The 13,678-nt window shown below is 45.7% G+C and carries 16 protein-coding genes; 4 read left to right on the forward strand and 12 right to left on the reverse strand.

What is annotated here, in order from left to right:
• Positions 1-124: 124 nt before the first annotated feature.
• The 3 genes from GPK81_RS13010 to GPK81_RS13020 are packed head-to-tail and all read left to right on the forward strand — an operon-like array spanning position 125 to position 2,282.
• On the forward strand, positions 125-814 hold the full coding sequence (locus GPK81_RS13010) for a YesL family protein (protein ID WP_173771803.1): 690 nt from the start codon (positions 125-127) through the stop codon (positions 812-814).
• Complete coding sequence (locus tag GPK81_RS13015; protein ID WP_118063749.1) at positions 814-1,755, forward strand: TIGR01212 family radical SAM protein; 942 nt, start codon at positions 814-816, stop codon at positions 1,753-1,755. Before GPK81_RS13010 ends, GPK81_RS13015 begins: the two co-directional genes overlap by 1 nt.
• Before the next feature lie 14 nt (positions 1,756-1,769).
• Entirely contained in the window at positions 1,770-2,282 is a 513-nt protein-coding gene (locus GPK81_RS13020; protein WP_021977867.1) for a DUF4364 family protein, read from the forward strand.
• Positions 2,283-2,317: 35 nt separating this feature from the next.
• Here GPK81_RS13020 and GPK81_RS13025 read toward each other — a convergent pair whose 3' ends face one another.
• The 11 genes from GPK81_RS13025 to infC all read right to left on the reverse strand — a co-directional run bounded on the left by GPK81_RS13025 (position 2,318) and on the right by infC (position 11,492).
• Positions 2,318-3,640, reverse strand: coding sequence for a replication-associated recombination protein A (locus GPK81_RS13025; RefSeq protein ID WP_021977868.1), 1,323 nt, complete (start codon positions 3,638-3,640; stop codon positions 2,318-2,320).
• A gap of 145 nt (positions 3,641-3,785) precedes the next feature.
• Entirely contained in the window at positions 3,786-4,643 is an 858-nt protein-coding gene (locus GPK81_RS13030) for a polysaccharide deacetylase family protein (RefSeq protein ID WP_252196654.1), read from the reverse strand.
• A gap of 104 nt (positions 4,644-4,747) precedes the next feature.
• On the reverse strand, positions 4,748-5,368 hold the full coding sequence (locus tag GPK81_RS13035) for a cytidylate kinase-like family protein (protein WP_118070627.1): 621 nt from the start codon (positions 5,366-5,368) through the stop codon (positions 4,748-4,750).
• 10 nt (positions 5,369-5,378) lie between these two features.
• On the reverse strand, positions 5,379-6,089 hold the full coding sequence (locus GPK81_RS13040; RefSeq protein WP_021977871.1) for an ABC transporter ATP-binding protein: 711 nt from the start codon (positions 6,087-6,089) through the stop codon (positions 5,379-5,381).
• Positions 6,090-6,103: 14 nt separating this feature from the next.
• On the reverse strand, positions 6,104-6,862 hold the full coding sequence (locus tag GPK81_RS13045; protein WP_015526087.1) for an ABC transporter ATP-binding protein: 759 nt from the start codon (positions 6,860-6,862) through the stop codon (positions 6,104-6,106).
• A 2-nt stretch (positions 6,863-6,864) separates the two neighbouring features.
• Positions 6,865-7,938 (reverse strand): branched-chain amino acid ABC transporter permease, encoded by a 1,074-nt coding sequence (locus GPK81_RS13050; protein ID WP_021977872.1) that lies wholly within the window; start codon positions 7,936-7,938, stop codon positions 6,865-6,867.
• A gap of 10 nt (positions 7,939-7,948) precedes the next feature.
• A complete protein-coding gene (locus tag GPK81_RS13055) occupies positions 7,949-8,833 on the reverse strand; it encodes a branched-chain amino acid ABC transporter permease (protein ID WP_015526088.1) in 885 nt (294 codons plus the stop codon).
• Positions 8,834-8,929: 96 nt separating this feature from the next.
• Positions 8,930-10,087 (reverse strand): ABC transporter substrate-binding protein, encoded by a 1,158-nt coding sequence (locus GPK81_RS13060; RefSeq protein ID WP_015526089.1) that lies wholly within the window; start codon positions 10,085-10,087, stop codon positions 8,930-8,932.
• Positions 10,088-10,326: 239 nt separating this feature from the next.
• Positions 10,327-10,683, reverse strand: coding sequence for a 50S ribosomal protein L20 (gene rplT, locus GPK81_RS13065; protein WP_015526090.1), 357 nt, complete (start codon positions 10,681-10,683; stop codon positions 10,327-10,329).
• A 33-nt stretch (positions 10,684-10,716) separates the two neighbouring features.
• A complete protein-coding gene (rpmI, locus tag GPK81_RS13070) occupies positions 10,717-10,914 on the reverse strand; it encodes a 50S ribosomal protein L35 (RefSeq protein ID WP_019162770.1) in 198 nt (65 codons plus the stop codon).
• Positions 10,915-10,997: 83 nt separating this feature from the next.
• The gene (gene infC / locus GPK81_RS13075; RefSeq protein ID WP_021977873.1) at positions 10,998-11,492 is read right to left on the reverse strand and encodes a translation initiation factor IF-3; all 495 of its coding nucleotides are present in this window, start codon (positions 11,490-11,492) and stop codon (positions 10,998-11,000) included.
• 444 nt (positions 11,493-11,936) lie between these two features.
• Here infC and GPK81_RS13080 point away from each other — a divergent pair, with 444 nt between their 5' ends.
• Positions 11,937-12,260, forward strand: coding sequence for a DUF1540 domain-containing protein (locus GPK81_RS13080; RefSeq protein WP_021977874.1), 324 nt, complete (start codon positions 11,937-11,939; stop codon positions 12,258-12,260).
• 75 nt (positions 12,261-12,335) lie between these two features.
• On the opposite strand, the gene ftsZ is transcribed toward GPK81_RS13080, so the two are convergent.
• Positions 12,336-13,487 (reverse strand): cell division protein FtsZ, encoded by a 1,152-nt coding sequence (gene ftsZ / locus GPK81_RS13085; protein WP_118070617.1) that lies wholly within the window; start codon positions 13,485-13,487, stop codon positions 12,336-12,338.
• Positions 13,488-13,678: the final 191 nt, after the last annotated feature.

Genomic DNA, 13,678 nt, shown 5'->3' on the forward strand with positions numbered 1-13,678 from the left:
GTCTTTCTATGGCGGACACATGATTTTCCCATTTCCACTGCCCAGGAAAACATTTGGGGTTTGCTTTTTCTGCGCTGATTGGGTATACTTAAAATAATATCCAAAAGAAAAGGAGACTTATCAAATGAACCGTTTTTTTAACATGGACAATAAGTTCTTCGTGTTCATGGGACGCGTGGCAGACCTGCTTCTTCTGAATTTTCTGTGCATTCTCTGCTGTATTCCGGTTGTCACCGCAGGCGCCTCCATAACAGCGCTCTACTATGTCACTCTGAAGATGGCAAGAGACGAAGAATCCTATATCGCCCGCAGCTTTTTCCGTTCCTTTAAACAGAATTTCAAACAGGCAACCATCATCAATATCATCATGCTCCTCACCGCTGCTGTTCTGTTTATCGATCTTCGGATCGCCAGAGCCGGAAGCGGAGCTATGTACAAAGGACTTTTCAGTCTGTTCATTGCATTTGCACTGATCTATGCGATGATCCTTCTGTACATTTATCCGATCCTTTCCAAATTTTTTAATTCCGTCAAGAATACCTTTGTAAATGCATTCCTGATGTCCGTCCGCCATCTTCCGCTGACACTTTTGATGCTTGTGATCTCTGCGTCTCCACTCCTACTGATATGGCTTTTTGCTTATGTGAGCTACGCACAGTTTACATCCATCCTGATCATGCTTTTTATTCTGATGGGATTTTCCACGCTGGCCTACTGGAAATCAAAGATCTTTGTAAAGATCTTCGATAACTATATACCGAAAGATGAAAACGAAGAAAACGGCGAAGAGAAAAACGAACCGAAAGAGGCATAATGAAGCGCTGGAACGACAAGCCTTATCACTCTCTGGACTATATGCTCCGGGAACGGTACGGCGAAAAGGTCTACCGGGTTGCATTAAACGGCGGCATGTCCTGTCCCAACCGTGACGGCACCCTGGGCAAAAAAGGCTGCATCTTCTGCAGCCAGGGCGGAAGCGGAGATTTTGCAGCAAACGCCGCTCTTTCCATTACAGAGCAGATCAACACACAGATCAAAAGTCTCTCTTCCAAACGCCCGATTCATAAATATATCGCCTATTTTCAGGCATATACAAACACATACGCTCCTGTGGAACACCTGCGTAAGATCTTCACAGAAGCCATCTCCCATCCGGATATCGTGGCACTGTCCATTGGTACCAGACCGGACTGTCTGGGAGATGATGTACTGGAGCTTCTTTATTCCCTGAACCAGATCAAACCGGTGTGGGTGGAGCTGGGACTCCAGACTATCCATGAAGATACCGCCAGATATATACGGCGCGGCTATCCACTGTCCTGTTTTGATACCGCAGTAAAAAATCTCCGCGCAGGCGGCATCGAAGTGATCGTCCACACCATCCTGGGGCTTCCCGGCGAAAGCAGGAAGGATATCCTGGAAACAATGGCTTATCTGAACGCCATGGATATCCAGGGGATCAAGCTGCAACTTCTTCATGTACTGCGTGGTACAGATCTTGCCGCTGATCATGAAGCCGGTCTTTTCCGCACTTATGAACGGGACGAGTATCTGAACCTTGTCATTGACTGTCTGGAACATCTCAGACCGGATATCGTGATCCACCGTGTAACAGGGGACGGCCCGAAAGATCTGCTGATCGCACCTTTATGGGCCAGCCGCAAACGTGAAGTTTTAAATCTTCTTCATCACCGGATGAAAGAAAAAGAAAGTTTTCAGGGAAAAGCCCTTGAGGTTCTTTCAAAAAGCCAGTAAAAAGGAGGATTCTTATGGCATCACCTTTTACAACCTACAAACTTATCATTTTATACATGCTTCAGAATTCCGAGGGGGATCTCACTAACTCACAGATCACAGATTTTATCCTGGACCGGAAATATACCAATTATTTTCAGCTTCAGCAGGCTGTTTCCGAACTGGTGGAGGCAGATCTTGTGGAAATGTCTTCCCAGTCCAACCGCACGTATTACCGACTGACTGAAGAAGGAAAAAATACGCTGAAATATTTTTCCAGAGAACTCTCTTCTGACATTAAGAAAGAAGTCGAGGAATATCTCAATTCCCTGCACTGCAAAATTGAGGAACATCTTCTCACTCCTGCGGATTATTACCCCACCAAGGAGGGCAGTTACTCTGTCCGCCTGCGGATTATCGAAGGCGGTGTCAGTATTGTTGATCTCAGCATCAAAGTTCCCAATCTTGCTGCGGCCCAGTCCGTATGTGAAAGCTGGCCTTATAAATATCAGAACGTCTACGACAAAATAATGGAGGAGCTTCTCTGAAAAGCTCCTCCATTTTCATTCTCACATAGATTCTCTTATTCCGCTTCTTCGTGGATCTTCTTCATATGCTCTTTCAGTTTCTTTTCATATCCCATATCACTGAGCTCGTAAAAATGTTCTCCTTCGATTTCTGATGGCAGATACTGCTGTTTTACATAGTGATTCGGATAATCATGGGCATATTTATATCCGATACCATGACCCAGACTTTCGTGGCCACCATAATGGGCATCCTGCAGATGCACCGGCACAGTTGTCTTCTTCGCCTTCACGCAGCGCATGGCTTCCTGTATGGCATTCACCGCGGAATTGCTCTTGGGCGCACAGGCCATGTATGTTACTGCCTGCGAAAGAATGATCTGGGATTCCGGCATTCCCACACGTTCCACTGCCTGCGCTGCTGCCGTTGCCACACAGAGTGCCTGAGGATCCGCATTTCCGATATCTTCAGAGGCCAGGATCATGATCCTTCTTGCAATAAATTTCACATCTTCTCCTGCATAAAGCATTTTTGCCAGATAATAAACTGCCGCATCCGGGTCTGAGCCCCGCATACTCTTAATAAAGGCAGAAATAATATCGTAATGGTTATCTCCATTCTTGTCATAACGTACAACACGCTTCTGAATGCACTCAGAAGCCACCTCAAGGGTCAGATGGATCTTACCGTCCGAATCACGGGGTGTGGTGAGAATTCCCAGTTCTACGGCGTTTAAGGCGCTTCTGGCGTCTCCTCCTGCCATATCTGCCAGAAATTCCAGGGCATCCTTCTCGATCACCGCACCGTAGCTTCCCATTCCACGTTCCGGATCATTAACTGCACGCAGGATCAGTTCTTTTATTTCCGGTATTTCCAGTGCCTTCAGCTCAAAAATGATGGATCTTGAAAGAAGCGCTCCGTTTACCTCAAAATATGGATTCTCCGTTGTAGCTCCGATCAGAATGATCGTTCCATCCTCCACAAAAGGAAGAAGATAATCCTGCTGTCCCTTGTTGAAACGATGGATCTCATCAATGAACAGAATGGTCTTTTTCCCATACATGCCAAGATCATCCTGAGCCTGTTTTACAACTGCTTCCATATCTTTCTTGCCCGCTACGGTTGCATTGATCTGGGTAAAACTGGCGCTTGTAGTATTGGCAATGACTTTTGCAAGGGTAGTCTTTCCGGTTCCCGGAGGGCCGTAAAAGATAACAGATGTCAGCTTATCTGCCTTAATGGCACGATACAGCAATTTGTCTTTTCCGACGATATGCTGCTGCCCTACCACCTCATCCAGTGTTCGCGGACGCAGTCTGGATGCGAGGGGAGACTCCTGGTCCAGAGTTTTTGATTTTGCATATTCAAATAAGTCCATGGTTTTCACTCCTGTAATTTCTGTAAAAAACTGCCGCCGGTTCTGCTCCGGCAGCTGATAGATTCTTATTTTTATAATTTTACCTGTTTGCACACAAAAAAGCAATTGTTTCTGCTCTGCGGCAAAGAGGATGTTCCGTTACTGTTTACGTCACCAGCAGCTGATCCGCTGTCACCAGGTCATACCCCGCTTCCGTAAGCATATCCGCGATCTCCAGAGCTGCCTCCACAGAAGTGGGAAAACTGTCATGCATCAGAATAATCGAGCCATCCTTCACTTCTCTTTTTACAATTTCTTCCACAGACTGAACGTTTTTTGATTTCCAGTCCAGGGTATCCACATCCCAGAATACCGGAAGCATGGTCACACAGAGTTCCAGATTTTTGGGCCAGGCTCCATAGGGCGGACGAAGATACAAAGGATATTCTCCTGTGATCTCATAGATCTCATTATTTGTCTTTAAGATCTGCTGGCAGGCCTGGTCACCGGGAAGCTTATCAAGCTGTACATGGTCGTAAGTGTGATTGCCGATGAGATGGCCGTCTTTTTGCATCTGTTTTACGATTTCTTCTTTTCCCTCGATATTTTTTCCCATAAGAAAAAATGTGACATGAATTCCACGCTTATGCAGGCCATCCAGAAGCAAGGGTGTATATGTTGCATGGGGGCCATCGTCAAAGGTGAGTGCTGCCCTGGGACGGTCCTCATTGTCCTTCCTGTCAGACAAAGTTTCCGCCACCGGGTCTGCTGCTTTTTGTCCATATTTTTTCTGAACACTGCCAATATTTCCTGCTTTTTGTTCTGCCTCCTCATAACTCCTGTTTTCCCGCCCACTGCTTTTTCCCACATACTGCGCTTCCACCAGCCGGAGCATTCCCTCACCGGCGATCATTCTGGCCATCTGCACCCGAAACGTACGGTCTGAAATTTTCCCATATCCACTGAGTACGACCAGCAGTACTGCCACTGTCACTGCCCGGAAATATTTTTTTCTCTTATCCATATCTCCCGCCGGATCAAACATACTTTTCCACAATATATGAAAAAATCCCCGGGAAAAGACTTCTTACTGTTCTCTTCCCGGGGATATCCGCGCAGTCTGTTCTTTTATTTCTTCAGGATCTCAAGCGCGCTCTCGATCTCCTCAATGCATTTCTCATAGCCAAGGGTACCGTTGTCCAGGCACAGATTGTACTTTGTCATATCTGCCCAGTCAACGCCCATAAAGCGTTTCGACAGGTCTTCCTTGCGCTTGTCATCCTTATGCATGAACTTCTCAATATCCTTTGTGCTGCCGCTGAGCTTTTTGCTTGCCTCGCAGATACGGAAATCCCAGTCTCCGTAAACAAACACCCGAAGGACATTTGGATAATCCTTGAGGATCATGTTTGCACAGCGTCCGATGATCACACAGGATTCTGTCTCTGCCAGATGGCGGATCACCTTCGCCTGATAATTAAACAGGTTCTCATCAGACGTGAAGTCTTTGCTCTGGGGCGGAATCAGCTCTCCTTTATAGATGCCGGTCTTTGCAAAAAGCTTCTGTTTTGCGCTGACATTTTCATCTACGCGTCCGAAAAGCTCCTCATGAATGCCGCTCTCCTCAGATGCCATGCGGATGATATCCTTGTCATAGTAAGAAATCCCTAATTTCTTTGCAAGCTCCTCTCCGATGGTACGTCCGCCGCTTCCATACTGTCTTGCAATGGTAATTACGAAATTATCCATGTCTTTCCTCCTACTCTCCAAGATATGCCTTCTGAACAGCCTCATCGTTCAGAAGATCCTCGGCCTTTCCATCCATGGTGATGCTTCCTGTCTCAAGAACATACGCACGGTCCGCAATGGAAAGTGCTTTCTTTGCGTTCTGCTCAACAAGAAGTACGGTTGTGCCGCTCTCGCTTACCTCACGGATGATATCAAAGATCTCATTTACAAAGATCGGTGACAGACCCATGGACGGCTCATCCATCAGAATGATCCTTGGCTTACTCATCAGCGCACGACCCATGGCAAGCATCTGCTGCTCGCCACCGGAAAGTGTTCCGGCACGCTGTCCTTTACGTTCTTCCAGACGCGGGAATCTCTTGTATACACTGGTAAGGCTCTCTGCGATCTCCGCCTTGTCCTTTCTTGTATAAGCTCCAAGAAGAAGATTCTCATAAACGGACATATCCGCAAATACTCGTCTTCCTTCCGGAACGTGTGCCATACCCATCTCTACGATCTTATGGGCCGGTGTTCTTGTGAGGTCTTTTCCCTCAAACACAATGCTTCCGGACTTCGGAGAAAGAATTCCGGTAAGTGTCTGAAGTGTGGTTGTCTTTCCGGCACCGTTGGCACCGATCAGCGCAATAACCTCTCCCTGATTTACATGAAAAGAAATTCCCTTCAGGGCCTGGATCACACCATAGTAGACCTGGAGGTCCTTTACTTCCAACATTGCCATTATCTCGTTCCTCCTTATTCTCCCAGATATGCAGTAATAACTGTCGGGTCTTTCAGCACTGCGGATGTCTCACCCTGGATCAGCACCTGACCGAAGTTCAGAACTGTCAGTTCCTCACAGATACCACCGACCAGTTTCATGTCATGCTCGATCAGAAGGACTGTCATATCAAAATGCTCCCGCACAAAACGGATGGTATCCATCAGCTCCTGCGTCTCATTTGGGTTCATGCCGGCTGCCGGCTCATCCAGAAGAAGAAGCTTCGGATCTGTGGCAAGGGCTCTGGCGATCTCCAGCTTACGCTGTTTACCATAAGGCAGGTTGCCTGCCAGAGTGTCTGCTTCCTTATCCAGGTCAAAGACCTTCAGGATCTCCATGGCACGTTCGTTCATCTCTTTTTCTACCTTATAATATTTCGGCAGTCTTAAGATTCCGGTCAGTGTGGAGTATGGATGATGATTGTGAAGTCCTACTTTTACATTGTCAAGAACCGGCATATCCTTGAAAAGACGGATATTCTGGAAAGTTCTTGCGATTCCGGCCTTGTTGATCTCGATGGTGCTTTTTCCTGTAATGTCCTGGCCGTCCAGTTTAATGATTCCCTCTGTTGGCTTGTATACGCCTGTGAGAAGGTTGAACACCGTTGTCTTACCGGCACCGTTCGGTCCGATCAGTCCATAGAGCTGTCCTTTCTCAATGGTCATGTTAAAGCCGTCAACAGCACGAAGACCGCCGAACTGGATAGACAGATTATTTACTTCCAGCATTGCCATGATCAGGCCACCTCCTTTTTCGCTTTTTTGCCTTTAAATTTCTCTACCATGCGCGCTCTCCAGTCTCTTGCTGCAGGTGCCCAGTTAAAGAGCATCATGATGATCAGCACGATGGCGTAGATCAGCATACGGTAGTTTGCGAATCCACGGAGAAGCTCAGGCAGTGCATAGAGGATAATGGTCGCGATGATGGATCCTCTGATGTTTCCGATCCCGCCAAGTACCACATATACCAGTACCAGGATGGACATGTTGTAATCAAATACAGATACCTTCAGAAGAGAAAGGTTATGTGCATACAGCACGCCTGCCACTCCTGCAAGGGCTGCGGAAATCGTAAATGCAAGCAGTTTGTATCTGGTGATATTGATTCCCACGGATTCTGCTGCGATACGGTTATCTCTGGTTGACATGATCGCACGTCCGCTTCTGGAGTTAACCAGGTTCTGCACGATAAACAGAGTCAGAAGAAGAAGGATCACACCGATCAGGAAAAAGTAATTCTTGATATCTTTATAAAGAGTTGCTGTTCCTGAAATACCAAGGGCACCTTTGAGGATCTGTTTTCCGCCCGGATCCATATGAAGACCTGCCGCACTGGTTGCAACGTGAAGTCCTTTGTCATCCACGCCAATGTAAAGTACATTGATCAGGTTCTTGATGATCTCACCAAAAGCCAGTGTAACAATAGCCAGGTAGTCACCGCGGAGACGAAGTACCGGAATACCGATGATCACACCGAACAGTGCTGCAACTGCCGCACCTACAAGGATTGCAAGGATAAAGCGAGGAACCTGCGGAATGGAGTCTGCAGCAACCTGTGAAAACAGGGCACTGGAAAAAGCTCCCACGCACATGAAGCCCGCATGTCCAAGGCTCAACTCACCGGAAAAACCGACTACCAGGTTCAGGGAAACTGATGCAATGGTATAAACACAAAGGGGAACAAGAAGTCCCATAAGAAGTCTGGAAAGATTTCCAGTTGAGGAAAGTGCCTGTACGATCACAAAGAGTACAATGACGATTCCATAGTTGATCATGTTATTTTTTGTTGTTTTGTTTTTCATATTCTTCATATCGGCCACCTTACACTTTCTCCTGGATGTTCTTGCCGAACAGTCCGGTAGGTTTTACAAGAAGCACGACGATCAGGACTGCAAATACGATCGCATCTGCAACCTGGGAAGAAATATAAGCTTTTCCGAAAATCTCGATGATTCCCAGAAGGATGCCGCCGACCATAGCTCCCGGAATCGAACCGATTCCACCGAATACAGCAGCTACGAAAGCTTTGATACCAGGCATGGCTCCTGTGTACGGAGTCAGTGTCGGATAAGTCTGACAGAGCAGAAGGCCTGCGATCGCTGCAAGTCCGGAACCGATGGCAAATGTGAGGGAAATTGTCGCATTGACGTTAACTCCCATCAGCTGTGCCGCATCTCTGTCCTCGGAAACCGCCTGCATGGCACGGCCAGGTTTTGTCTTTTTTACAAAGAGGGAAAGTCCCACCATGATGATGATACATGCAAGGATGGTTACGATGGTGATTCCCTTGATGGTGAGCTCACCGTCAAACAGTGTGATGGACGGAACTTTGATAACAGCTACGAAACTCTTGGCATCTGCGCCAAAGATCAGAAGTGCCAGGTTCTGAAGCAGATAACTGACACCGATAGCCGTGATCAGAACGGCCAGGTTTGAGGAAGCTTTTCTAAGCGGACTGTAAGCTACCTTCTCAATGACAACACCAAGCAGTGTACAGATCACAACGGAAAGAATCACTGCAAGAATCGGTGACATACCGCCTCTTGTGATACAGGTAAGAATGATATAAGCTCCTACCATAATAACATCTCCGTGTGCGAAGTTCAGCATCTTGGCAATACCGTAAACCATGGTATATCCAAGCGCGATGATCGCATAGATACTGCCAAGACTGATGCCGTCTTTTAAATAAGATATAAAACTCATAACGCACCTCTTTTAATTGTTTATTGATAAGGGAAAAAGGGGACGATTTCCACTAAAGGCAACCGTCCCCTGACCCCTAACGTTAACAGAAATTACTTATTTCATCTCTACATAAGCACCGTCTTTGATCTCGAATGCTTTCGGCTCTTTATCACACTCGCCATCCTCGGTCCATTTTGCTTTTCCGGTAAGTCCGTCAAGCTCGATGTTTGCCATGGATGCGCTCATTGCTGCACTGATGTCTGCATTTTCCATATCTGGTGTGATCTTTGCATCGTCAGCTGCAAGCTGCATTGCGTAAAGTACATCATATGTATCTGCCGCAAACTGGTTCGGGATCTCACCGTTGTGAGCATCACCGTATGCTTTTACGAAGTTCTGGCTCTTCTCATCTGTAGCTGTTGCGGAGAATGGTGTCAGAAGCATAACACCCTCTGCAAGGGATTTATCGAAGTTCTCTACATTGAGGATACCATCCATGCCATCTACACCAAAGAATTTAATGTCAAGCCCTGCCTCAGATGCCTGCTGAAGGATCAGCGCATTGTCGGAATAGTAGTTCGGAAGGAAAAGAAGCTCAGCGCCGCTCTTCTTGATCTTTGCAAGCTGTACAGAATAGTCTGTGTTGCTGTCTGTTGTGTAAGCCTCATCTGCAACTACTTCAAGTCCGTCATCAGCAGCTGCTGCAACGAATGCGTCATGTACACCGGAGTTGTAGTCAGCAGCGGAATCATAAAGTACTGCTACTTTCGTTGCAAGTTTGTGCTCGGAAATGTACTGAGCAGATTTGGTTCCCTGTGCCGGGTCTGTGAAGCACATACGGAACTCGTTTGTTCCTGCTGTGATACAGTCAAGTGCTGTTGCGGATGGTGTGAAGAGGAATGTATCCTCAGCTGCCTCAGCTCCTACTGCAATACAGGAACCGGATGTTACAGTTCCACAGAGCATCTGCATTCCTTTATCGATCAGGTCATTGTATGCGTTAACAGCCTTCTCCGGATCTCCCTGGTCATCACCTGCGTCAAGGATTTCAACTTTATATCCGTTGAATCCACCGTTCTCGTTGATCTCATCAGCTGCGATCTTGGCTGCGTTGTATACGTTGGTACCGTACTGTGCGTAATCACCTGTCATCGGTCCGATCACACCGATCTTAAATGTCTCATCTGCTGCAAAAACTGATGTAGGCATCATCATAGCTGCTGTCATAGCTGCTGCTGATGCAACGCCGATTACTTTCTTCCAATTCTTCATAATAATCTCTCCTCCTGCGCTTTGTCGCGTTACTAATGTTTAATGGTAAAATTATAGCATTGCATATTTTTTATTTCAAGGGTGAATTTGCCGATCCCCTGTTTTTCGTATGATTGCACAAGACGGACACTTGTCCGTTTCACAGCTTGTGTGTTTTTTCGGCAAATTGTATAAATTTTCTGTACAAAAGAAAAATCCAGGGAAAACTCCCTGGACTTCTTCGTCTCTTAATACTTTACTTATGCGATTGCTTTCTTAGCAATCTCAGCAAGTGCTGTGAAGCCTGCTGCATCGTTAACTGCCATCTCTGCAAGCATCTTTCTGTTGATGTCGATGTTTGCAACTTTAAGGCCGTGCATCATTTTGCTGTAGGAAAGTCCGTTCATTCTTGCAGCTGCATTGATACGTGCGATCCAGAGCTGTCTGAACTGACGTTTCTTCTGTTTTCTTCCTGCATAGGAGCTTGTAAGAGCTCTCATTACAGACTGTTTTGCTACTCTATACTGTTTGGAACGGGCTCCTCTGTAGCCTTTTGCCAGTTTTAATGTACGGTTATGTCTTTTCTTTGCGTTTAATCCGCCTTTAATTCTTGCCATTTCTTAATTCTCCTCCTGTTCGTCTTCTCTATCTTATAAATATGGTAATGCTTTCTTCATGCTCTTTACGTTAGTAGAATCAACAACAGTAGATTTTCTCAGATTTCTCTTTCTCTTCTGAGATTTCTTTGTAAGGATATGGCTCTTGTAGGCTTTATTTCTTACTAATTTTCCTGTACCTGTTTTTTTAAAGCGCTTTGCTGCTGCTCTGCAAGTTTTAATTTTTGGCATTATGAATTCCTCCTTGATTTGGTACTTCTAAATTTTATATAACATCCCGTTCTGCCCGGCTGTTGCCGTGAAGACTGAGATATCTACCGTTTCTCAGTCAGAAACATGGTCATGCTTCTGCCTTCTACCTTCGGAGCCTTCTCTACAGTCGCTATATCGGACAGAAGATCTGCGAAGTCGTCAAGCACATGTTTGCTGCTGGACATATGTGCCATCTCTCTTCCGCGGAAACGAAGTGTAACCTTAACTCTGTCGCCCTTGCTAAGGAACTTTCTTGCTGCATTTACCTTCGTCTTTAAATCATTCGTATCAATGTTCGGGGAAAGACGCACTTCTTTGACATCGATGGTTTTCTGCTTTTTTCTGGCCTCTTTTTCTTTTCTTGCAAGTTCGTAACGGTATTTACCGTAATCAATGATCTTACATACTGGCGGCTTCGCCTGTGGGGCAATCTTTACAAGGTCAAGTCCTGCCTCCTGTGCTTTCGCCATCGCTTCTCTGGCGGACACGATTCCAAGCTGAGCTCCGTCCGGACCAATTAAGCGTACCTCTCTGTCTCTGATCTGTTCGTTAATCATTAAACCGCTAATTGTTGTACACCTCCATGAACATGATAGAATTAATTTTTTCTTTCTCAATACTGTGCCGGGATTTCTTCCTGCACAAAAAAAGCGCAGACAGATGTCCACACTTCAAAATTACACCTGCGGACTGATAGTCTCTCCGTTCGCAGTACTGTGCAATATTGACCTGAGTCGCTTATCTTCAGCGCTGAGGTGAGAGTGAACTCTGCTTTCTTTTCGCTACGTACTTTAAGAGAATACCATGGTATCTTCTGTTTGTCAACTGTTTTTTTATATTATTATGTATTTATTTGTGCGTATGAGTTTTTCTTTTTCCGGGCATACTATCCAACATCGGAATCCGATAAGACAGACTGTAACATGGACCATTGATCAGAGGTTCAAAGTCCGACAGCTGACGGTTTCCGGTAAAATCATATTTATCAGGAGGACACTTTTATGACAATCCTTAAATGTTCCGCACACAACTGCTACTATAACAAAGATTCTCTCTGTTCCAAAGGTGCCATTAATGTGGAAGGCGCAGATGCACGTTATGCAGATGATACCGCCTGTGAAAGTTTCCGCGATCAGAAAGAAGATTCTGCAACAAATGCTGCTGATTCCGGTTGTGGATGTGAAACCATTAACATCGACTGCAAAGCACACAACTGTACCTACAATGAGCACTGCAAATGTACCGCAGCTTCCATCAATGTATCCGGTGATAATGCACATCGCTGCTGTGATACAAAATGTGATACTTTCAGCTGTAAATGCTGATATTCTGAACTGAAAGCCAAAAAATCCGGCAGGATTCCAGATAGATCCTCTGCCGGATTTTATTATGTTCATTTATTATCTGTTCTTAAGAAAATCCGGAATCTGGATATCTTTTTTCTGAACAGTGCTTGTCGGTGCCTTAGTACCAAACTGTGTGGAATTCATAGTTGGCAGACTGAAGCTCGGCATATTAAGATTCATGCTGCTTGCCGGTGACGGGCTTGTCTTCTTGGCTGCTCCGAATACAGAATTGGAAGCTCTGTTTCCAAATGGTGTATTCTGAAGGTTATTGTCTGTAAGACCTGTTGCAATAACTGTAATCCTTGCATAATCTGCAACAGAATCATCATACATGGCACCAAAGATAATATTCGCATCCTCACCTGTAAGTTCCTGAACATAACTTGCCGCATCGTTGGCATCCATAAGAGAAATATCTCCGGAAATATTGATGATCACATGCGTAGCGCCCTTAATGGTTGTCTCAAGAAGCGGAGAAGATACCGCCTGCTGTACAGCCTCCATAGCCTTGTCATCACCTCTTGCCTCACCGATACCGATGTGAGCGATTCCCTTGTCTGTCATAACAGTCTGTACGTCTGCAAAGTCAAGGTTGATCAGTGCCGGCAGATTGATCAGGTCTGTGATACCCTGTACTGCCTGCTGAAGAACCTCATCAGCCTTACGCAGTGCTTCCGGCATGGTTGTTCTTCTGTCAACGATCTCAAGTAACTTGTCATTCGGGATGACAATTAAAGTGTCAACTGCTTTCTTCAGATTCTCGATTCCCGCAAGTGCATTATTCATACGAGTCTTAGCTTCAAAACGGAAAGGCTTGGTAACAACACCGACAGTCAGGATACCCATTTCTTTCGCCGCACCGGCGATTACAGGAGCAGCTCCGGTTCCGGTTCCGCCACCCATACCACAGGTAACGAAAACCATGTCAGCTCCCTCAATGATCTTCTTAACTTCTTCAATGCTCTCCTCAGCTGCCTTCTGTCCAACTTCCGGCTGTGCACCGGCGCCAAGACCTTTCGTAATTTTCTCACCAATCTGAAGTACAGTCGGAGCTTTACACAGTGTCAGAGCCTGTTTATCGGTATTGACACCTACAAACTCAACTCCTCCAATGGCCTCTTCCACCATTCTGTTTACTGCATTATTACCTGCGCCGCCTACTCCAATTACAATAATCTTCGCAGAAGACTCAGCCTCATTCGTCATTATCTCTAACAATGTACTTCCTCCTTTATTTCTACCTGATATCCGATTCAGTGTAATAATCTATTCCAAGCTACATATACACATAGTTATATCATATATTTTTTTCGGTAATTAATCAACCACTAATTTTGTTTTTTTATACTTTTTTCACTAAATTTCGGCACTGTTTCTATTAACAGAAACATTTGCAA

This window comes from Blautia sp. MCC283, assembly GCF_018785565.1.
In the GTDB taxonomy this organism is placed as follows: Bacteria; Bacillota; Clostridia; order Lachnospirales; family Lachnospiraceae; genus Blautia_A.